The sequence below is a fragment of the Flavobacterium sp. KH_001 genome (assembly GCF_057840745.1).
Genome location: NZ_CM174520.1, coordinates 3,873,323 through 3,895,773 on the forward strand (window position 1 = coordinate 3,873,323; position 22,451 = coordinate 3,895,773).

A 22,451-nucleotide genomic window follows, 5' to 3' on the forward strand; every position below is an offset into this window, starting at 1 on the left:
GGAATTTAAAAATATTGGAATTTAAAAGTTTAAAGCACTATCTGCTCCACTCCGCAATACTATCTTTATTCATTTTTACGTAATCCTGATTATTAGCAGTTTCAGCAGCAGCTAATGAAGCTTTTGCGGTTTCAACAGCTCCTTTTTTATCACCTTGTTTGGCCTGAATCAATGATTTCAATCTTAAGATATAGTATGGTTTTTCAGCACTCATATCTAACGATTTATCAACATATGTTTTTGCAGTTTCAATGTTTCCGTTTGATTGGAATAAATATTGCGCTGCAGCAAAGTAATCATTTGAAGATGGTCCCGCCAAGACTTTATCAATACTTGCTGTAGCTGTTTTTGCTGTTGGAACTTCAAATTTTAATGCTACATGAGAATTTTCCCAAGCCATTTCTAAATAAGCAAAGTTTGGATCTAAACCATTGATTCCAATCGTAAAACTTTCAACCGGAGTTGGCAAAGCATTTTCTTTAACCGTAGTTCTCAAGGCAACATAAGCATCGCTCCAGTTTTCAGGTAATCCCCAGTTGTCTGTAGAAAGATAAAAAATCACTTCCCAGCTTTCGATTTTAGGAATAGTATAAATTGCATATTTTCCTTTCTTTAATGTTTTACCGTCAATAACAACATCATCACTAAAATTAATGATTGTGTTTTCATTAGCTCCCGTTCTCCATAATTTACCAAACGGAACTAAATTTCCGAATACAGCTCTACCTCTTGCTCCAGGTCTTGAATAAGTAACTTCAACATCTGTTAAACCAACTGTTTGTTTGATATAAGCTTTTGGACTTGCCTGTGGTGTTTTTATTTGTGCTTCTGTACCAAATGGGGCTAAAATAATAGCTAATGCAATAAGTATTTTTTTCATTATTAGGTTTTATTTGTTTTGTTCAAATTTACAAATTCAATTAGGGAACAAATGTTAAATTTAACTTAATTCAAGCCTTTAACTGTGATATTTTTTGAGCATTCAATTCGTTGAAATGATTGATAATTGTATCAGCATCTGACAAATCTTGTAAATTTGAATGCTGGCTATTGTACCCTACACAATAAATTCCAGCTGCTTTTGCCGCTTTTACACCATTTGTACTGTCTTCAATTATAATACAATTTTCTTTTGGCGCAATAGACAAAGAAGCCGCGTGTAAAAAAATAGCAGGGTTTGGTTTCGATTGCGGAAAATCTTCCCCACTTACAATATGCGTAAAGTATTGATGTAAATTAAATCTTGTAAAGACACGTTCAATTGTAACTTTTGATGCAGAAGAAGCCAAAATCAACTGGATTCCACTAGCGTATAAATCTTTAATCAAATCTTCAACACCTTCTAGTAAATACAAATCTTCTTTAGTATCAAAAGCATCATTAAAAATATTTCTCTTTCTCTGAATTAAATCTTCAACTTCGTGATCAATAGTCGGAAAAAATCCTTTTAAACTCTGAAATGTATTTCGGGTCGAAAATCCGGTAAACGAAGTGTACATTTCCTCAGATACTTCAATATTCAACTCTGAAAATTGCTTGTAATAAGCATAACGGTGTACAGGTTCAGTGTCTACGATAACACCATCCATATCAAAAATTACTGTTTTTATCATTTTTTTTAAGGTTCAAAGGTTCTGAGGAACAAAGGTTCAAAGGTTTTTTCTGTAGAGGCGCACAGCAGTGCGCCTTTTTAGCGGTTCCAAGTTTCAAGTTCTCATGTTGTGATAAATTTGACAGAATTTTACTCGATCCTGAACCTGAAACAAAGAAAACATGAAACAATTTTTTACTCTTTTTTAAGCAAATGGCGAATCACCGTTTCTGCAGCGTGAAGCCCAAATAAGCCTGGCATATAACTGTTCGTTCCGTAGAAAGATTTTTTGAAGTTTTTTCCATCTGTTAATTTTAAGCTTTTTTCATCCTGAATTTCAGAAGAAAATACCACTTTTAATTTATTGATTTTTTCTGCTTTTAGACGTTTACGGATAGTCTTAGAAAAGTAACAGTTTATTGTTTTAGAAATATCAGTCACTTTTACTTTTGAAGCTAACATTTTTCCACCAGCACCCATGCTGCTTAATATTTTTACTCTTTTGCGTTTTGCCGCAATAATCAAATTAAGTTTTGGCGTAATACTGTCTATACAGTCCAAAACGTAATCAAATTCAGGAGAAACGATTTCAAAAGCTCTTTCCGGAGATAAAAATTCCTGAACTCGCGTTAGTTTCAATTCCGGATTAATATCCATCAAACGATCGCCAACAATAGTAATTTTTGGTTGTCCAACTGTTGAATGCAATGCCGGTAATTGACGATTAATATTTGTAATATCAACAACATCACCATCAACTATTGTCATACTCCCTACTCCCGCTCTTGCCAAAAACTCAGCTGCAAACGATCCCACTCCTCCTAAACCCACTACCAAAACATTGGAGTTTTTTAAGTTTTCTAATCCTTCTTTTGTAAATAAAAGCTCGGCTCTTTCTGTCCACTCTGCCATAAAATCTTTTGTTTATTTTTGTTTTCTTTTAATTTGTTTCAAGTTTTAAGTTTCAAGTTTTTCTCTTGGCTGTTAATTCTTGTTTCTTATTCTTTTACCTTCTAAATATATCTTCAAAATTAATTGATATAACATCTTGTAATTCTTTAACAGTTATACTTTTATATTCTGCTGCTAAATCGTAAACCTGCTGAATATTTTCTTCAATCGTATCAGTTTCCAATAGAAAACGATCGTCCGGAATGTGTTGAAAAACCATTTTTAATTCTGGATTTCTCAGCAAATATTTTCCAAAAGAAAGATAAAATCCTTCCGCAATTAATTGATTGGCAAGCTGACTGTTTTTTGAAAATCCGTGAATAATCATCGGAACGGAAATTTTTAATTTCTTCTTAATTTCAATCACTTCCTGAAAAGCCGCAACACAATGAATAACGACAGGTTTTTTATATTTTTCGGCTAAAGCCAATTGCTTTTCAAAAACTATAATTTGTTGTTCCAGCGGAATTTCAATTCGTTTATCTAAACCGCATTCTCCGATCGCCAGACAATTTTTCGTTTGTAATTTTTCTTCAATAATTTTCAGATCAGCATCAATTCTATCCTCAACTATATACCACGGATGAATTCCGATCGAATAAAACGGAATCGAAGCATCAAACTCATTTGGATACTGATTGACCAACTCCAGAATATTGGGGTGATTTGTAAATTGGTGCGTATGAAAATTAAAGAATTCCATTAATGAAAAGTTTTAACTCCCGCTTTAATTTCAATATTCAAATCATTTTCCAAAGGAACCAGCGGACAAGAATATTTATGATTATAGGCACAATAGGGATTGTAGGCTTGATTAAAATCGACTGCAATAGTATTTCCTTTTGGAATCTTCAAGTCAATATATCTTCCTCCTATATAACTTTCCTTTCCTGAAGTTAAATCTGAAAAAGGGAGAAACAAATGATCTTTATATTCATCTGTTTTCGAAAGATCAATACTTCTATATACATTTAATTGCAATGCTTTACCTTCAATAGTAAAGTATAAAGTTCCGTATTTTATATATTTTGGAGTTCTTGTTCCGGTCGTTTTCATTTCGAAAACCTTTTCATTTTTGGCCTTTACAAACTTTGCATTGACAAAATATTTGGCATTAATAGGATAAAAATCTAAAGCTTTAAAAACTTTTAAATCTTCTTCCATTAACGGACTTGTTTTAGGATCAGCGTATTCTGAATTTATAGTCTTCTGAAATTTTTCTGTTTCTTTTTTATCAAATTTCTTTTGACTGAAGCCAAAACTAAAAGTTAATAATAAAGTAAGAAATGCAATTTTCTTCATCTTGGAAATTTTGAACAAAAATAGTTTAAAAGTAACAAAGCAGCAACCGCGATACGTGACAAAGTTTCCTAACTTTGTTGCAAATAACATATTTTTATAATGCTCAAAGCCGCAACCAACCACTACATCAATAATTTTAGGGGATTTTCAAGAGAAATTTGGATACTTACATTGGTCACTTTTATCAATCGTGCCGGTACTATGGTACTTCCTTTTTTGTCAAAATACTTAAAAGAAGACCTTCATTTCTCTTATAATCAGGTTGGCTGGATTATGGTTGCATTTGGTTTAGGTTCAATGTTGGGATCCTGGCTGGGAGGAAAACTTTCAGACAAAATCGGATTCTACAAAATCATGATTTTTAGTTTATTTACCAGTGGAGTGTCGCTCTTCTTCGTACAATATATAACAACTTTTTGGGGATTGTGCATTGCCATGTTTATTTTAATGGTGATTGCAGATATGTTCAGACCTGCTATGTTTGTGTCATTAGGTGCTTATGCCAAACCAGAAAACAGAACCCGAGCTTTAACCTTGGTGCGCTTAGCGGTAAATTTAGGTTTCGCGGCCGGACCCGCTTTAGGTGGATTAATTATTATGGGAATCGGTTACTCTGGATTGTTTTGGGTTGATGGAGCTTCCTGTATCATATCCATTTCAATTTTTGCCTTATTGGTAAAAGAAAAGAAAAAAGTTGCTCATGATGATAAAATTGAAAGCGCCGCAGATAAAAAATCCGTTTTTCATGATCGAATCTTTTGGGTTTTCTTATTTGTGAGTTTTGTAACAGCAATGATCTTCTTCCAGCTTTTCACAACGCTTCCTTTGTATCATAATGAAAAGTTTGGTTTAAGTGAATTCCAAACAGGATTATTAATGACCTTAAACGGACTTTTAATTTTTGCTCTTGAAATGCCAACTGTTGGATTTATGGAACGTAAAGGTTTCCCAAAAATTAAAATTATTATACTGGGTTCCTTTGTGATGGCTTCAAGTTTCTTTTTGCTTTTGATAAATGTGTGGGCTGGTATTCTGGTGATTAGTATGATTTGCATTTCGATTGGAGAGATTTTAACCTTTCCGTTTTCTAATGCTTTCGCTTTAAGTCGTGCCCCACGTGGTCAGGAAGGCCGTTATATGGCATTGTATACTATGAGTTTTAGTTTAGCCCATATTATTAGTTCCAAAGTTGGTTTTGAAATCATCAGCCGATTAGGTTACCAAATTAACTGGTTTTTCATGGCTTCTATTGGGGTTGTGGCTACTCTTTGTTGTTTCTGGATTAAAAAGGCTTTGCTTCTCGAAAAAAAACACTAAACATTTTCAACATTTAAATTACTCAAATTCAATTTATTACTTTTAAATTTGAATCCTTTTCTGCGCTCTTAATCCGAATCAAACTTAATTTTTAGTTAAATAACTATTTTTATAGTTGTGTAACTAAAAAAATAGTTGTAGGTTTGAATTAAAATTAGAAAACATGCAAAAGTTAACCAACAAAGAAGAAGAAATCATGCACATTTTATGGAAGCTTAAAAAAGCTTTTGTAAAAGAGGTTCAGGCTGAAATAACAGAAGATCAACCGCATTACAATACACTTTCGACTATTGTTCGTAATCTTGAGGAAAAGGGTTTTGTGGCACATAATGCTTTTGGGAATACACATCAGTACTACCCGATAATTACTTTAGAAGCCTACAGCAAAAAATACATGAAGACAGCTATTGATAACTATTTCAATAGTTCTTATAAAAATATGGTTTCATTTTTTGCCAAAGAAGAAAAAATATCCGCGGCTGAATTACGCGAAATACTGGCCATGATTGAAACTCCTAAAGAGGACAAATAAAAACTATTGTTTATGGAAACACTTTTTATTTATATCGCAAAATCAGCAGGCTTAGTAATGTTATTTTATTGCGCTTACTATTTTTTGTTACGCAAGGAAACTTTTTTCAATAGTAACAGGTGTTTTCTATTGATAGGTTTAATTACTTCTTCAATACTTCCATTGGTAGTTTATACTAAAGTGATTTGGGTTGATCCAACTCCACTTTCAAATGTAAATTATGCGTCGTTATATTCAGCGCAAATAGAAAAAGATGTTTCTGAAATTAACTGGAGTCTAACACTAGTCGCTATCTATACTATTGGAGTTTTAGCTTTGCTTATAAAATTTGCTTTTGATTTTTATAGTTTAAATTCAGTTATAAAAGGAAAACAAATAAAACAACAAGCTGATTTTAAATTTGTTGATATAAACGAAAACATTGCTCCATTTTCTTATTTTGAATACATCGTGTACAACTCATCAATGTACACAGCTTCTGAATTAGAAAGTATTCTTGAACATGAAAAAGTACACAGTGATCAAAACCATACTATGGATGTTTTGATTGCGAGGTCTTTCTCTATCTTATTTTGGTTCAATCCTGTTATTTGGCTTTATAGAAAAGCAATAACGCAAAATCTTGAATTTATCGCTGATGCAGCCGCTGCTCAAAAAATAGCAGACAAAAAAGCGTATCAATACACGCTTTTAAAAATTACAACTCATGAAAGTTGTCTATCAATCACCAATCATTTTTATCAATCATTAATCAAAAAACGAATTGTCATGTTAAACAAAAATCAATCAAAAAAAAGGAGCTCCTGGAAACTCTATGTTGTTATTCCGGCACTCGCTGCTTTTGTGTTATTATTTCAAATTGAAGTAATTGCAAAAGAAAAAAGAGAAATTGCAACAAAAGAACTTAGAGAAAAAGATGATTCTGTTGATGTTTACAAAATCAGTAAAACAACCACTGATCAACAATTAAAAGAAATGGCTGAAAAAATGAAGCTAAATCACAATGTTGATGCAAAGATTTCTGATGTTAAACGAAATTCAAAAAATGAGTTAACAGCCATTAGATTTGATCTTAAAAGAGGTTCTGAACAATCACAATCTTACAGAGTTAAAGGAAGTGAAGCAATTAAAGATTGTGAAATTGTAATTGAAACTGAAAAAGACGGATCTAAAAAAATAGGTTTAAAAACAGATAATCAAATCGGTGAAGTACAAATTATCGATAAAGAACGCAAAGTCGAAGTAAAAAAAATTGTAAATTCTAACACTAATTGTGATGTTAAAACTAATCATAATACTAATACAAGCATTAATACAAGCACTAGTGCAAATAATACAGATACTAATGTAAATACTAAGATAAATACGAATGTTAAAGTTGGTTATAATAAAAATATAACTATTGAGCCAAAACTGCAAACAAACATAAGTCTAGTATCAAACGACAATATTAATACGCAATCAAAGCAATTAATTATTGTCAACGGAGAAGTTGTTTATGATGGGAAAGTTAGAGATCTGAATTCTGACAACATTAAAACAATACATATTTATAAAAGTTCAAAAACATCAGCTAAAGATGGCGAAGAGGATAAAAATAGTGTTATTGAAATTGAAACTAAAGAATAATTTTCAATTTGAAATTAAAAACTAACCAAGACCATGTTAAAACTAACCAACAAAGAAGAAGAAATAATGCATATTTTATGGAAGCTTAAAAAAGCTTTTGTAAAAGAGATTCAGGCAGAAATAACAGAGGATCAACCGCATTATAATACGCTTTCGACTATTGTGCGAAATTTAGAAGAAAAAGGATATGTATGTCATAATGCCTTTGGAAATACACATCAATATTATCCAACTGTAAGTATTGAAGATTACAGAAAAGGTTTCATGAGTACTGCAATTGATAATTATTTCAACAGTTCTTATAAAAGTATGGTCTCATTCTTTGCCAAAGAAGAAAAAATATCTGCGACCGAATTACGTGAAATCTTAGCTATGATCGAAAAACCAAACGAAGAAAAATAAGCATTATGGAAGCATTTTTCACTTTTATCGCCAAATCAAGCGGATTATTAGTATTATTTTACTGCGCTTACTTTTTTTTACTTCGTAAAGAAACTTTTTTCAATAGTAACAGATGGTTTCTATTAGCTGGTCTTATCACTTCCGTAGTTTTGCCTTTTGTGGTTTACACCAAAATTGTGTGGGTCGATCCTATACCAATACCTGGTGAAGTTATGAGTTATGCTACTGGTTATATTCCTCATACTAATACTATTCCGGAAGAAACCTTTGAAATCAATTGGAATTTAGTAGCGCTTATTATTTACGGTATTGGATTTTTGGCCCTTATGATAAAGTTTGCAACCGATTTTTACAGCTTAAACTCTGTTTTAAAAGGTAGAGAAATACAGCAGGAAGCCGATTTTAAATTTATTGATATTGAGGAAAACATCGCACCATTTTCTTATTTTGATTATATCGTATACAACTCATCACTGTATAGCGCATCAGAATTAGAAAGTATTCTGGAACATGAAAAAGTTCATAGTGATCAAAATCATACTGTAGATGTGATTATTTCAAGAATTTTTTGTGTGCTATTTTGGTTCAATCCTATTATTTGGTTGTACAAAAAAGCAATTCTTCAAAACCTTGAGTTCATTGCTGATAATGAAGCTGCCAAAAAAATATCAGACAAAAAAGCGTATCAATACACGCTTTTAAAAATAACAACACATGAAACTTGTGTTGCCATTACCAATCATTTTTATCAATCATTAATCAAAAAACGAATTGTCATGTTAAACAAAAATCAATCAAAAAAAACAAATTACTGGAAGTATTGCACCATAATTCCAGCACTTGCATTATTTGTGTTTTTATTTCAAATAAAAACGATTGCACAAGAGAAAAAAGAAACTCAGGAAGTTACCAGAACTACATCAGATGATGTTTACAAAATCGAAAAAACAACAACAGATGAGGAATTAAAAGTGATCTCTGAAAAAATAAAACAAAAACACGATTTTGATGTTGCTATCTCGAATGTAAAAAGAAACACAGATAGGGAATTGACAGCCATCAAAATGAACATTAAAAAAGGGACTCATGAGGTTCAAACCATTGAGATAAATGGAGACGAAGCAATAAAAAGCTTTGGTCTTGTGGTATCAACTGACGACGATAATGTCAAAAAAATTGGCGTTGTTACAGATGGTGAACCAAACGACTCCATGATGGTTCAGGATCGCGTTGCAGATGTTGATGAAGTAAATGGTCCTGATGTTAATAATATGCATGTTGCGCCTCCTGCTCCACCGGCTCCTCCAAGAATAAGTACTATTACACCTCCAGCTGCACCCGCTTTTCCTGGCGGATCAATGCCAAAGTTACCAACTATAGACATGTCTAAAATGCCTAAAGCACCAGCTCCTCCTGCAAATCCAAGAGATAAAGTAGCCATGGCTAATTTCGAAAAAGATATGGCTGCATTTGAGAAAAAAATGGAAGATTTTGAACCAACTCTTTCTGCTTACACAGAACAAGTTGATGAAATCATGTCTAAGCATGAAGCGATGTACGGTAAGGATATGGAGAAGTATGAAATTGCCATGGAAAAATTCAGCGTTGAGATGGAAAAGTACGGCAAGTACATAGAAGAAACTGTTGGAAGAGACATGAAAGAATATGAGAAAAATATGAAAGCTTACGAAAAAGACATGAAAGCTTATGAAAAAGAAATGAAGAAGATGGAGAAGGAAAGTAAAAAATCTTAATTAGTTCTCTTATAAACATCAAAAAGACTTTGTTAAAAAACAAAGTCTTTTTTTATATCTTTGAAAAAACTAACCTACTATGTTTAAAATTTTAGCCAAAATTAATAAAATCCTTTTACCAAGTTTTACCAAACAAGGATTAGACATTTCAAAAGCAAAAAAATGGCAGATGGCAATTATTGGCTATCGTGCCTATGTAACGAAACGTGCTTTAGAATAAAATAAAACATACTTTTTTAGTTGCTTCTTTGTAACACATTTTTCCTATTTGAACTGGATTGAAATGTATCCTTCGAAACTTATTTCGTACTTTTGCAGTCCATTTCAATTACGCATGAAAAATAAAGAATTCAACCTTCCTCCTGTCCCTGCAGTATTATTATCTATTATAAGTGTACAATGTGGTGCGGCAATTGCAAAAACGCTGTTTCCTGCAATTGGTGCGGCAGGAACGGCTTCTATACGAATTGGAATTTCGGCTATAATTTTACTTTTAGCCTACCGACCAAATTTAAAACAAATCACAACTAATCAATGGAAAATCGTCGTTCCGTATGGTTTAGCTTTGGGTGCGATGAATTTAATTTTTTATATGGCTATCGAAAGGATCCCAATTGGACTGGCTGTCACTTTAGAATTTATCGGACCTTTATTAGTTGCTATAATCGGATCTAAAAGACTGATTGATTATTGTTGGGTTTTACTTGCGGCAATGGGCATTGTATTAATTGCTCCGTGGTCCAATAACAGAATCGATTTGCTTGGGGTTATATTTGCTCTTTTAGCAGGCGCACTTTGGGCAGCCTATATCGTCTTGGGAGGAAAAATTTCTAAAATTATGAACGGCGGTCAGGCTGTTTCTACCGGAATGTTATTTGCTGCAATTTTAATATTGCCATTTGGATTTTACGAAAATGGATTAGCCAATCTTACCCTAAAGTTTTTGGGTATGGGAGCTGCATTGGCACTTTTGTCTAGTGCTATTCCGTTCACTTTAGAAATGAAAGCATTAGGTCAGCTTCCTCCACGAACTTTTAGTATTTTAATGAGCTTAGAACCTGCCGCTGCAGCAATATGTGCTTTTATATTTTTGCAGGAAAACTTAAACTTTTATGAAATCTTGGCTGTAGTTTGTGTGGTCGTGGCTTCGGCTGGCTCAACATTAACTGCTAAAAGATAAATCTAAAAAATTCCAATAAAAAAATTCCAAGTTCCAGTTTTAAAGTTGGAATTTGGAATTTTTAAATAATTGGAACTTGAGTAGATTTTACATTTTTGGTAATAACACACTATCAACTACATGAATTACACCATTAGATTGATTCACATCAGCAATTGTAACTTTAGATTTGTTACCGCTTTCGTCACTAATGTATAAAGCTGCACCATCCATCCACGCAGTTAAAGTTCCACCGCTAACAGTTTTAAGAGTTGCTTTTCCTTTACCCATTTTAATTGCTTTAGCAATGTCCGAAGAATTCATTTTTCCAGCAACAACATGATAGGTTAGGATCGTTTGCAAAGTTTTAATGTTCTCTGGTTTTAATAATGTTTCGACAGTTCCAGCAGGTAATTTATCGAATGCAGCATTTGTTGGGGCAAAAACGGTGAATGGTCCTTTACTTTGCAATGTTTCAACTAAACCTGCAGCTTTTACAGCAGCCACTAAAGTTGTGTGATCTTTTGAGTTTACGGCATTTTCGACAATATTTTTGTTAGGATACATTGCAGCTCCACCAACCATTACTGTTTTTTGTGCAAAAGACGTAAATGCAAAGCCGAGTGTTAAGATTGCTACGTTTAAAAAATTTCTAGTTTTCATAAATATTATTTTAAGTTATAAACTCATTTACGGGATAGTTTCTAATTTGGTTTTATGAAAAAAGCAAATCAGAAATCAAACCATTAATAAAACTTTAAAATCTTCTGGAAAACAACATATTAATTCGCCAATTTATTTTTAAATATTTTTCTAATTCATAATCTTATTATATTACTTTTATTACTAACTTTCGTAAACAAATTGATTCATTATGCAAAATTTACCTAAAAAAGTAAGGAGTAAAAAGTTAAGCACAAGAGTTGATTTAACAGCAATGGTTAGTATTTCGTTTTTGTTGATTATATTTTTTATGGTAACAATTGAATTAGCAAAACCAAAAGGATTTGATTTAGCGCTACCAGATAAAGAGTTTGGATGTGGCGGTGAAGGTGGTTGTATTAGGGGAAATCGTTTATATACAATTTTATTGGACGAAAATGATAAAATCATAACTTATTCAGGAATATTAGAATTTGACATGTATACAGCAAAGAAAATTGAATTTGGAAAGGATGGAATTCGTAAAGAAGTATATAGAAAAAAGAAAGAAGTAAGTGATTATATGATATCAGTTGGCAAACCAAAAAGTGGTGTAATAGTAATTATAAAACCTAGTCGAAAAAGTAACTTTAAAAATCTAGTTGATATTTTAGATGAAATGAAAATTGCAAAAATTGATACTTATGCAATTGTAGACGAATACACCCTGGAAGAATCAAATTTATTAGCTTCTAAATAAAAACCTTAAAACCATGGAAAATATACCTAAAAAAGTAAGAAGTAAAAAATTAAGCACGAGAGTCGATTTAACTGCAATGGTTAGCGTTTCGTTTTTGTTGATTATATTTTTTATGGTGACGATTGAGTTGGCAAAACCGAAAGTCATGCAATATGGAACACCTGGTTGTGATGATTGTGGTGAAACATATGGTTGTAATATGCCTGACGAAAATCGTACTATGACAGTTCTATTAGATGATAATAATAAAATAATTACTTATTCTGGATTAATATTTGTTCCGATTGATGCCCCAAAAGAAGTGTCCTACGGAAAAAATGGAATTAGAAAAGAATTATTAGAAAGAAATGCAAAAGTACTTGAATACTCAATACAAAGAGGCAAGCCCGAAAAAGGTGTAACAGTAATTATAAAACCAAGCAAAAACTCAAATTATGGCAACTTAATTGATATTCTTGATGAAATGAAAATAACTGGAATAAAATCTTATTTAATTGTTGATTATTATACTCCCGAAGAATCAAAACTTTTAGCAGTTAAATAATCCAAACTTCTTTTGAAAACGAATGCCATAAGTCTAGATAGAAGGAAAAATCCTTTTGTGCTGGTCCCGAGGCTTTCGGAGGCGCAAAAGATTGGAATGATAGCTGGAAATAGCTCCAAATTAAAATCAAACTTCAATTAAATTAAGTTTTTAGAATCACAATCTCAAACAAAGAAAATTTGAAACAATAATAACATAAAAAAAGTCCCACATTACTGTGGGACTTTCTATTTAGAGGAAACTAAGAATTATTTTTTCTCAGTTTTTTCCATTTTAGCTTTTAATGCAGCTAATACATCATTGTTATCTCCTAAAGTTGCAGCTGGTGCATTAGTAGATGAAGCAGATGAAGTATTCTCAGTTGCAGCTTTCACGTTTTTCTCTTCTTCTTCACGGAAGATAGCAGTGTGAGAAGCAACTACTCTTTTGAATTCTTTGTTAAATTCGATTACTTTGAAATCAGCAGTATCACCTTTTTTCAATTTCTTTCCGTCTTCTTTTTCAAGGTGACGAGTAGGAATGAAAGCAACGATATCATCTCCGAATTCTACAGTAGCTCCTTTGTCAACGATTTCAGAAATTTCACCATTGTGGATAGTTCCTACAGCGAAAGAATCTTCGTATTGATCCCAAGGATTAGCAGTAGTTTGTTTGTGACCTAAAGATAATTTACGTCCTTCAACATCTAATTCTAATACAACTACATCAAGTTTCTCACCAACATTTACAAATTCAGATGGGTGTTTGATTTTCTTAGTCCAAGATAAGTCAGAGATGTAAATTAATCCATCAATTCCTTCTTCTAATTCTACGAAAATACCAAAGTTTGTAAAGTTTCTAACGATACCTGTATGTTTAGAACCTACTGGGTATTTAGAAGTAATGTCAGTCCATGGATCTTGAGTCAATTGTTTGATACCTAATGACATTTTACGGTCATCTCTATCTAAAGTTAAGATAACAGCCTCAACAACATCTCCAACTTTTACGAAATCCTGAGCAGAACGTAAATGAGTTGACCATGACATTTCAGAAACGTGAATTAAACCTTCAACACCTTCAGCAACTTCAATAAATGCACCGTAATCAGCGATTACAACTACTTTACCTTTTACTTTATCACCAATAGTTAAATTAGCATCTAAAGCATCCCATGGGTGAGCGTTTAATTGTTTCAATCCTAATTGAATTCTTGTTTTCTCATCATCGAAATCAAGGATTACAACGTTTAATTTTTGGTCTAATTCAAGAACTTCACTTGGGTGGTTGATTCTACTCCAAGAAAGGTCAGTAATGTGAATTAATCCGTCAACACCACCTAAGTCAATGAACACACCATAAGAAGTAATGTTTTTAACAACACCTTCTAATACTTGTCCTTTTTGTAATTGACCGATGATTTCTTTTTTCTGTACTTCGATATCAGCTTCGATAAGCGCTTTATGAGATACAACAACGTTTTTGAATTCGTGGTTAATTTTTACCACTTTGAATTCCATCATTTTGTTTACATATACATCGTAGTCTCTAATTGGCTTAACATCAATTTGAGAACCAGGTAAGAAAGCTTCAATTCCGAAAACATCAACGATCATACCACCTTTAGTTCTGCATTTTACAAAACCATTAACGATTTCTCCTGTTTCATTTGCAGAAATAACTCTATCCCATGATTTAATAGTACGTGCTTTTCTGTGAGATAATACTAATTGACCTGTTTTATCCTCACGGATGTCGATTAATACTTCTACTTTGTCACCAACTTTTAAGTTCGGGTTGTAACGGAATTCGTTTAAAGAAATAACACCTTCCGATTTTGCGTTGATATCAACGATAACGTCTCTATCTGTAATTCTAACAACTACACCTTCAACTACTTCTTCTTGGTCTGTAGCGATGAAAGTTTTTGAAACTAGTTCTTCGAATTCTTGTAAGTTTTTCTCATCTACTGCATCAATTCCTTCTTGGAAGTTATGCCAGTTAAAATTTGCTAAAAACTCTTCTTGTGATTTTAATTGTTCAGACATGCTGATAAAAAATTTGTATTCTGTTTTCCTCGAGTTTCATAAAGCAGTAGAAAAAACAGAAGTTGTTTTACATAAATAGTTGATACCTAAAGGAAACTCTTCTTTGCCAAAAGGTTTGCAAAATTAATACAAATATTTGTAATAGCAAAACAATTCTAAATGATTATCAGGCAATTGTTCAGGAGCAGAAGATTTTAGGTTTTTTAAGACGTTCAGTCCCGCTATCCGTTCCAATCTTTTATGTCCGCCGCGGCGGACATAAAAGGATTTCCACTTCTATCGGGGCTAGGCAAGAACGATTAGTAGTTTTTCACACCTTTTGCTTTCGATTAAAAACAAACCCGACAGATTTAAAAACCTGTAGGGTTTACTATGCGCAACTATCTTCTATGCGCGATTTACCTTTGTCAAAGTTTTAACCTTTGACCAAGGTCTACTTGAAAGGTCATTTAAATTTAGAAATATGTTTGAGAAGTTTTTTCTCGTATTTGTCCCTTTCTTTGGTTCCAATTTTCCCTATAAGTTTATCTTTCATTTCAGAAAGAGAATATAATTTTATTTTTGTCTTTGCCATAATATTCATTTATATAATTCATTTAACAAAAAATACCACAATGATTTCCGCATATAGAAATCATTGTGGTATTTGTATTTATTTTTTATTCTAATTTTCAAAACTAAAAGTCTTGAAAAAAACTTTTTCTTAATGACTCAAATTCTCCAATTCCTTAGGATCATGCTTATATTTAAATAAAAATGCAAATAAAACTAAAATTACAAAAGAATATCCTGCAAATGAAAACCAAACTTCCGGCCACTGCACTTTATTTTCAACGGTAAAATAACTTACCGTTCTGCCTGCAAATTCTCCACCTAAAATAGCACCAATTCCATTGGTCATCAACATAAATAATCCTTGTGCACTTGACCTTATTTTACTATCTGTTTCTCTCTCAACAAATAAAGAACCAGAAATATTAAAGAAATCAAAAGCCATTCCATACACGATCATTGATAATACAAGGAAAATAACTCCTGAACCTGGATTTCCAATTCCAAATAAAGCAAAGCGTAATACCCATGCAATCATACTAAAAATCATTACTTGTTTGATTCCAAATCTCTTTAAGAAAAATGGTATAGTTAAGATAAATAATGTTTCGGAAATTTGAGACAATGAAATTATAAAAACTGAATGCTCTACACCAAAAGTACCATGATATTCAGGATTAGAACCAAAATCTCTAATAAATGTATCACCAAACATATTTGTAACTTGTAGTGCCGCACCTAATAACATTGCAAAAACAAAAAACACAGCCATTTTCTTTTGCTTAAATAACACAAAAGCATCTAGTCCAAATTTACTTGACAAAGATTGATTTGTATTTTTATTTTCTGCAGGAACATCTGGCATTGTAAAAGAAAACAAACCTGTAACAATCATAGCTATCGAAGCAAATATAAACTGATTTGTATTCGATTTCCAATCTGTTAAATCAGTAACCCACATTGCAATTATAAAACCTACTGTACCCCAAACACGAATTGGAGTAAACGCTTCCTGTACATTAAATTTGAACTTATTTAAAACAGCATAACTTACAGAATTATTTAAAGCTATCGTTGGCATATAAAAACAACTAGTTGCAAAAATAACCCAATACATTTCAGTTGAATTTGTAGCTTTTGTTGCGAAGAAAATTGCAATTCCAGCAATTATATGAGCAATCCCTAATACTTTTTGAGCACTAAAATATTTATCAGCAATTATACCAAGTAATGCAGGCATAAATAAACTTGCCCATCCCATTGATCCATATGTTCTACCTATTGATAAACCAACACTTCCACCTTCAATTGGACCAAAAACCTGCCCCATGTATCCTCCCAATGAAATCAACCATACTCCCCAAACAAAAAATTGGAGAAAATTCATAATTGTAAGTCTTAATTTAATTCCCATATGATGAAATTGTCTTTTAAATAAAATGAAGCGGTAAAACTACCATTAAAAATGATATCTGCAAAAAATTAAGCCGTTTTAACAACGTCATTTATCAATTCTAAAACAGCTGCAAATTGTTCTTCTCTGGTTAAATAAGAATTATCAATTTCAATAGCATCATCGGCAATGATTAGTGGAGAATCTTCGCGGTGGGTATCTATATAATCTCTTTCCATGACATTCTTTAAAACATCTTCATAAGATACATCATCACCTTTTTGTTGTAGTTCGTCAAAACGTCTTTGGGCTCGGGTTTCGGCGCTTGCGGTCATAAATATTTTTAATTCTGCATCTGGAAAAACGACAGTTCCTATATCTCTTCCATCCATTACAATCGCTTTGTTTTTTCCCATTTCCTGTTGTTGTTCTACTAATTTAGAACGTACTTCAGAAACTTCAGCTACTTTACTCACATAATTAGAAACTTCAATAGTTCTGATTTGTTTCTCCACGTTTTCACCATTCAGGTACATTTCAGCAAAACCTAAATTAGCATTAAATTTAAATTCCAATTGAATTTTTGGTAATGCTTCGATAAGTGCTTTTTTATCAAAAGAATCAGACCCAATAAAATTATTCTGCATTGCAAACAAAGCCACCGCACGATACATTGCTCCCGTATCTACATAAACATATTCCAGCTCTTTTGCCAGTTGTTTCGCTAAAGTGCTTTTTCCTGTTGACGAAAATCCGTCGATTGCAATCGTTATTTTTTTCAATTTTTTATATTTTAAATTTAATTTTTAAGACTTTTAATTCTTCCACTAGTAATAGATACTCATTATAATATTCGTTTCAGAACCATCAATTATTTTGGCAGCTCTTTCAAAATATTTTTTATTTACCATTGGACAACCAAAACTGTTGCAAATATATCCTTTTTGCTCTTGATATGGAACATCAAAATAATAATGAAAAACAATATCACGATGAAATGCATTACTATTGGTTTCATCTAATCCGTACAGCTTATAGGCTTTCCCAAACTTTCCATTATAAGAATTCCCAATGTAATATTTACCCAATGAAGTACTTAGTGAATTTGGAATGTTGCTGAATTTCAACTTTCCTTTAACATTAGTTTCAGAGCCTGAACCATGTGCAACCAGACCTTTATCTATAATTTTATTAGCTTTTAAATCATAAACAAAGAAACGATTCTTACCAGACGATATTTTCATATCAATAAAAAATGCAATTCTTTTATTGTATTTCGAATTGTTCTCTATCAATCTTTTTACTTCATTTATATGACTAACAGAAATTGTGACGGGAACTGATGAAGAAAGTTTATTGGTTTTGTGAAAAATTGTATAACCTATAAAAACAAAAAGTATCATAAGAAAAACGATTAAGATCTTCTTCATATGATACTTGCTATTAAATTATAAATATTAAAATTAAATTGGAATGTCTGCTTAATAATAGATATCCAGGATAATTTTCGATTTAGAACTATCAACTATTTTTTCAATTCTTTTAAAGAATTCTTCGTTAACCATTGGGCAACCGTGGCTATTCGAAATATAATAATCCTGCTCATCAAGTGGTACTGCAGAATAATGATGTAGTACTATAGCTCTTTTCAAAGCATTATTATTTGATTGATCTAATCCATTTAAGCGGTAGGCTTTTCCAAATATTCCTTTGTAACATTTCTCGATAGAATATCGACCTAAAGATGTGCAATTAGAATTTGGTGTATTGCTGAATTTAAGTTCTCCTCTAATTCCGGTTTCAGAGCCTGAGCCGTGAGCTACAAGTCCCTGATCTAAAATTTTGTTATTTACCAAATCATAAACAAAGAATCTGTTTTTTCCCGATTTTATTCTCATGTCTACTAAAAAAGCAATTTTAGTATTATACTGAGGACCGGCATAAACCATTTCTCTTACTGTATTTACGTGATAGTTGATTCTTTCGATCTCAACTTCGCTAAGGGATTCATCTTTAAAATTAAGATTTGAGGTATTAAAAAGACCTGCTGTAAAAAATAGAATTAGATAAAATAGCTTCATAAAATTACCTATTGAAAATTTAAAATTAACCCAAAAAGACTCGTATTTGCTGCCAATGTATATCGTGAATATGAATAATTAAATTTTAAACGATTCATTTTCAAACCGAACCCTAAAGAAATCCCTGAGAAATTACGTTGTTCATCTATTCTCAATTCTTCTGCCCTTCTAAAATTGTAACCTAATCGCAAATTGACTGCTCTTCCCGGAAAAAGTTCAACACCAATCACAGCATGTCTCAAAGCATTATTTACAAAGGAAACTTTTTCCTCACTTGTTGTACCATCAATATTGGTTTCTCCCCTAACAGGATTCGAAAAAGAGATATTCCATTGTTGCAAATTTTCTAAGGAAAGATGCCACCGAAGCGGAACATGTTCTAATTCTTGCGATACACCAGCAATGATTTCAAACGGTAAATTCTCCTGTATTCCTGAATATGTAGTAAACTGAGTTCCAATATTACGAAATACTAGGGCCAAATTTACATTATTTTTTTGAATTTGATACATAATTCCCACATCAATTGCACCACCAATAGAATTATAACTTTCTAAAGTAGAAGTTATTAACTTTGCATTTGCTCCAATATGAACATCTGTAAAGGGAATATTATAGGCGTAACCCAGAGAAAGCGCCCCTTCACTTCCAGAGAAATCCGAAGTAGCCTGACCATTTTCGTCATAACCTTCAAAGGTTCCATAATTAACATAACTTACACCTGCATAAAAAGTTTGAACATGTCGATCATAGGTATAAGCATATGAAGCAGTTCCATAAGAAGCTTCTCCATAATAATTCCCATAATTCATTGCTAAGTGATTGTCCATATCTCCATTTAAAGCTGCAGGGTTTGCCATAGCCTGATTAACGTCTTCATCATAAATTGTTATGTTCTCTCCTCCTAACGCTGCCTGCCTTGGTGACGAGGTCAGATTTAGAAACTGATAAGTGTACCGCCCTCCAATTTGCCCGTAGGAAATCGAACAAATCAAGATAAAAAAAAGTAAAACAAATCGTTTTAACATGCTTTTGGGGCGATTCCTATATGGGAATAACGCAAATACAAATATAAAATTATATAACAGCAAAAATAAAATTAAACCTTAAATAAATTCCAATAAAAAAATCCCAAATTTCCAACGCACGAAGTTTGGAATTTTGGGATTCTAAATATTGAAATTTGAATTGAAAATTATTTCAATGTCTTAGCATTTTTAACGTTCTGATCAGTTAATGCTAAAGCTAAAACTTCACTCATTTCTTTCACATAATAAAATGTAAGACCTTCTAAATATTCAGCTTTAATTTCATCAATATCACTTTTGTTTTCGTGACATAAAATGATCTCTTTAATGCCTGCTCTTTTGGCAGCAAGAATTTTCTCTTTAATGCCGCCAACAGGTAAAACTTTTCCACGAAGTGTTATTTCACCTGTCATTGCCAGGTTTTTCTTCACTTTTTTCTGAGTCAATAAAGAAACCAAAGAAGTCAGCATCGCAATACCAGCACTTGGTCCGTCTTTTGGTGTTGCACCTTCAGGAACGTGTAAGTGAATATTATATTTTTGGAACAACTCTGTATTTAAACCTAACTTTTTGGCATTAGCTTTAATATATTCCAAAGCAATAGTAGCCGATTCTTTCATTACTGTACCTAAATTCCCTGTAATACTTAATGAGCCTTTTCCTTCAGAAATTAATGATTCAATAAATAAAATATCACCACCCACACTTGTCCAGGCTAAACCTGTAACAACTCCGGCAACATCATTATTCTCATATTTATCACGCTCTAATCTTGGCACACCCAAAACAGTTACAATATCTTCATCTGTAACTTTTTTATTGTACTCCTCTTCCATCGCAACTGCCTTTGCTGCATTACGAATGACCTGAGCGATTTTAGTTTCCAAATTACGAACACCAGATTCACGAGTATAACCTTCAACAATTTTCTCTAATTGTTTTTTACCAATCGTTAAATCTTTAGATGTTAATCCGTGTGCTTCTAATTGCTTTGGAAAAAGGTGTCTTTTGGCAATCTCTACTTTTTCTTCAATAGTGTAACCTGACATTTTGATTACTTCCATTCTGTCGCGTAATGCTGGCTGAATTGCTGACATATTGTTTGACGTAGCAATAAACATTACCTTAGATAAGTCGTATCCCATTTCAAGGAAGTTATCATAAAAAGCATTGTTTTGTTCCGGATCTAAAACTTCTAACAAAGCTGAAGATGGATCACCACTATTTCCGCTTGATAATTTATCAATTTCATCCAAAATAAAAACAGGATTTGAAGTTCCGGCCTTCTTTAAGCTTTGAATAATTCTACCTGGCATCGCACCGATATACGTTTTTCTGTGTCCGCGAATTTCTGCTTCATCACGTAATCCTCCTAAAGAAATACGCACGTATTCACGTCCTAAAGCTTCAGCAACTGAACGTCCAATTGATGTTTTACCAACTCCAGGAGGTCCTGTTAAACAAATAATTGGCGATTTCATATCGTTACGAAGTTTCAATACAGCCAAATGTTCAATCATTCTTTTTTTAACTTCTTCAAGTCCAAAATGATCTTTATCTAAAATCTTCTGTGCATGTTTTAAATCAAATTTATCTTTAGAATATTCGCCCCAAGGCAATTCTAAAAACAACTCTAAATAATTACGCTGAATTCCAAAATCAGGCGATTGCGGATTCATTCTGCGCATTTTAGATAATTCTTTTTCGAAATGTTTCTGCGTTTTTTCGTCCCATTTTTTAGTTTTCGCCTTCTGCCCCATTTCGTCCATTTCTTCTTCCTGCGAAACGCCTCCCAATTCTTCCTGAATGGTTTTCATTTGCTGGTGCAAGAAATATTCACGCTGCTGCTGATCTAAATCAAAACGAACTTTTGACTGAATGTCATTCTTCAATTCTAATTTTTGAAGTTCAACATTCATGTAACGTAACGTTTCTAAAGCGCGTTCTTTTAATCCATTTATTGATAATAAGCCTTGTTTTTCTTTTACAGATAAATTCATATTAGAAGAAACAAAATTGATCAAAAACGACTGGCTTTCAATGTTTTTAATCGCAAAAGTAGCTTCTGAAGGAATGTTTGGACTTTCTTTTATAATCTGAATAGCTAATTCTTTAACAGAATCTAAAATAGCTGTAAATTCAGTGTCATTTTCGTCAGGACGTTCTTCTGAAACTTCTTTAATCGTTGCTGTAATATACGGCTCTTCTGAAACTACTTCATCAATTTCAAAACGTTTTTTTCCTTGTAAAATAACTGTAACGTTTCCGTCAGGCATTTTTAAAACACGAAGAATTCTCGCAACAGTTCCAATTTTATGAATATCATCTTTAGAAGGATCTTCGTCTTCTTCATTAATTTGAGAAACTACTCCAATAATTTTTCCTCCGGCATTGGCATCATTTATTAATTTAATAGATTTATCTCGTCCGGCAGAAATTGGAATAACAACTCCCGGAAATAAAACAGTATTACGTAAAGGTAAAATAGGTAACGAAAGCGGAAGCTCTTCGTTGTTCATTTCCTCTTCGTCTTCCGGAGTTAATAATGGAATTAATTCTGCTTCTGAATCGAATTCTTGAAGTGACAGATTGTCAATAGTAAGTATTTTATGATTTGACATAATAGTATATAAGTCGTTTTGTCATTAAAAGTTGAATCCAGGTTGTAAATTTAGTTTCAAATACGCTCGTTTTTAATAAAACTATAATAAGTGTTTCATCTACAACATAGGCGGTAAAAATAGACAATCATTATGCCAAATGCAAAAGAGTCAGTTTTGAAATTCA

Annotated in this window: 22 protein-coding genes; 9 read left to right on the top strand and 13 right to left on the bottom strand. The window is 32.4% G+C overall.

The window, feature by feature from the left end; translation table 11 throughout:
• Positions 1-37 precede the first annotated feature (37 nt).
• The 5 genes from AC3ITQ_RS16865 to AC3ITQ_RS16885 form a co-directional block, all read right to left on the bottom strand.
• Positions 38-880: a DUF2911 domain-containing protein gene (locus AC3ITQ_RS16865; RefSeq protein ID WP_489235307.1), complete on the bottom strand. Its 843-nt coding sequence runs from the start codon at positions 878-880 to the stop codon at positions 38-40.
• A 70-nt stretch (positions 881-950) separates the two neighbouring features.
• Positions 951-1,613 (bottom strand): HAD family hydrolase, encoded by a 663-nt coding sequence (locus AC3ITQ_RS16870; protein ID WP_489235308.1) that lies wholly within the window; start codon positions 1,611-1,613, stop codon positions 951-953.
• Between the two features lie 173 nt (positions 1,614-1,786).
• A complete protein-coding gene (locus tag AC3ITQ_RS16875; RefSeq protein WP_072970655.1) occupies positions 1,787-2,503 on the bottom strand; it encodes a tRNA threonylcarbamoyladenosine dehydratase in 717 nt (238 codons plus the stop codon).
• A gap of 94 nt (positions 2,504-2,597) precedes the next feature.
• Entirely contained in the window at positions 2,598-3,245 is a 648-nt protein-coding gene (locus AC3ITQ_RS16880; protein WP_489235309.1) for a TatD family hydrolase, read from the bottom strand.
• Positions 3,245-3,844: a DUF1684 domain-containing protein gene (locus tag AC3ITQ_RS16885; protein WP_489235310.1), complete on the bottom strand. Its 600-nt coding sequence runs from the start codon at positions 3,842-3,844 to the stop codon at positions 3,245-3,247. Before AC3ITQ_RS16885 ends, AC3ITQ_RS16880 begins: the two co-directional genes overlap by 1 nt.
• Positions 3,845-3,943: 99 nt before the next feature.
• On the opposite strand from AC3ITQ_RS16885, the gene AC3ITQ_RS16890 reads away from it, so the two are divergent.
• From AC3ITQ_RS16890 to AC3ITQ_RS16920, 7 genes are all read left to right on the top strand, one after another.
• Complete coding sequence (locus AC3ITQ_RS16890; protein ID WP_489235311.1) at positions 3,944-5,161, top strand: MDR family MFS transporter; 1,218 nt, start codon at positions 3,944-3,946, stop codon at positions 5,159-5,161.
• Positions 5,162-5,324: 163 nt separating this feature from the next.
• Positions 5,325-5,693: a BlaI/MecI/CopY family transcriptional regulator gene (locus tag AC3ITQ_RS16895; RefSeq protein ID WP_375031510.1), complete on the top strand. Its 369-nt coding sequence runs from the start codon at positions 5,325-5,327 to the stop codon at positions 5,691-5,693.
• Positions 5,694-5,705: 12 nt separating this feature from the next.
• Complete coding sequence (locus AC3ITQ_RS16900) at positions 5,706-7,322, top strand: M56 family metallopeptidase (protein ID WP_489235312.1); 1,617 nt, start codon at positions 5,706-5,708, stop codon at positions 7,320-7,322.
• Positions 7,323-7,355: 33 nt separating this feature from the next.
• Entirely contained in the window at positions 7,356-7,724 is a 369-nt protein-coding gene (locus AC3ITQ_RS16905) for a BlaI/MecI/CopY family transcriptional regulator (RefSeq protein WP_489235313.1), read from the top strand.
• 5 nt (positions 7,725-7,729) lie between these two features.
• Positions 7,730-9,478, top strand: coding sequence for a M56 family metallopeptidase (locus tag AC3ITQ_RS16910; protein WP_489235314.1), 1,749 nt, complete (start codon positions 7,730-7,732; stop codon positions 9,476-9,478).
• Positions 9,479-9,557: 79 nt separating this feature from the next.
• Complete coding sequence (locus AC3ITQ_RS16915; protein WP_056191105.1) at positions 9,558-9,698, top strand: hypothetical protein; 141 nt, start codon at positions 9,558-9,560, stop codon at positions 9,696-9,698.
• Positions 9,699-9,812: 114 nt separating this feature from the next.
• A complete protein-coding gene (locus tag AC3ITQ_RS16920; RefSeq protein WP_489235315.1) occupies positions 9,813-10,658 on the top strand; it encodes an EamA family transporter in 846 nt (281 codons plus the stop codon).
• A gap of 87 nt (positions 10,659-10,745) precedes the next feature.
• Here the strand turns inward: AC3ITQ_RS16920 and AC3ITQ_RS16925 are convergent, their stop codons facing one another.
• A complete protein-coding gene (locus AC3ITQ_RS16925) occupies positions 10,746-11,300 on the bottom strand; it encodes a fasciclin domain-containing protein (protein WP_489235316.1) in 555 nt (184 codons plus the stop codon).
• A 211-nt stretch (positions 11,301-11,511) separates the two neighbouring features.
• Here AC3ITQ_RS16925 and AC3ITQ_RS16930 point away from each other — a divergent pair, with 211 nt between their 5' ends.
• Together AC3ITQ_RS16930 and AC3ITQ_RS16935 are read left to right on the top strand one after the other, a co-directional pair.
• Positions 11,512-12,039 (top strand): ExbD/TolR family protein, encoded by a 528-nt coding sequence (locus AC3ITQ_RS16930; RefSeq protein ID WP_489235317.1) that lies wholly within the window; start codon positions 11,512-11,514, stop codon positions 12,037-12,039.
• A gap of 13 nt (positions 12,040-12,052) precedes the next feature.
• Entirely contained in the window at positions 12,053-12,583 is a 531-nt protein-coding gene (locus tag AC3ITQ_RS16935) for an ExbD/TolR family protein (RefSeq protein ID WP_489235318.1), read from the top strand.
• 248 nt (positions 12,584-12,831) lie between these two features.
• Here AC3ITQ_RS16935 and rpsA read toward each other — a convergent pair whose 3' ends face one another.
• The 7 genes from rpsA to lon all read right to left on the bottom strand — a co-directional run bounded on the left by rpsA (position 12,832) and on the right by lon (position 22,285).
• Positions 12,832-14,610 (bottom strand): 30S ribosomal protein S1, encoded by a 1,779-nt coding sequence (rpsA, locus tag AC3ITQ_RS16940; protein ID WP_089354646.1) that lies wholly within the window; start codon positions 14,608-14,610, stop codon positions 12,832-12,834.
• 703 nt (positions 14,611-15,313) lie between these two features.
• Complete coding sequence (locus AC3ITQ_RS16945; RefSeq protein WP_489235319.1) at positions 15,314-16,576, bottom strand: nucleoside permease; 1,263 nt, start codon at positions 16,574-16,576, stop codon at positions 15,314-15,316.
• Positions 16,577-16,644: 68 nt separating this feature from the next.
• Positions 16,645-17,337, bottom strand: coding sequence for a (d)CMP kinase (cmk, locus tag AC3ITQ_RS16950; RefSeq protein WP_489235320.1), 693 nt, complete (start codon positions 17,335-17,337; stop codon positions 16,645-16,647).
• Positions 17,338-17,382: 45 nt separating this feature from the next.
• The gene (locus AC3ITQ_RS16955) at positions 17,383-17,985 is read right to left on the bottom strand and encodes a murein L,D-transpeptidase catalytic domain-containing protein (protein ID WP_489235321.1); all 603 of its coding nucleotides are present in this window, start codon (positions 17,983-17,985) and stop codon (positions 17,383-17,385) included.
• A gap of 51 nt (positions 17,986-18,036) precedes the next feature.
• Entirely contained in the window at positions 18,037-18,636 is a 600-nt protein-coding gene (locus AC3ITQ_RS16960; protein WP_489235322.1) for a murein L,D-transpeptidase catalytic domain-containing protein, read from the bottom strand.
• Positions 18,637-18,644: 8 nt separating this feature from the next.
• Positions 18,645-19,664, bottom strand: a complete 1,020-nt coding sequence (gene porQ / locus AC3ITQ_RS16965; protein ID WP_489235323.1) for a type IX secretion system protein PorQ — start codon at positions 19,662-19,664, stop codon at positions 18,645-18,647.
• Positions 19,665-19,831: 167 nt separating this feature from the next.
• Positions 19,832-22,285 carry an endopeptidase La gene (lon, locus tag AC3ITQ_RS16970; protein WP_489235324.1) on the bottom strand — a complete coding sequence of 818 codons (2,454 nt, stop codon included), beginning with the start codon at positions 22,283-22,285 and terminating at the stop codon, positions 19,832-19,834.
• Positions 22,286-22,451 lie beyond the last annotated feature (166 nt).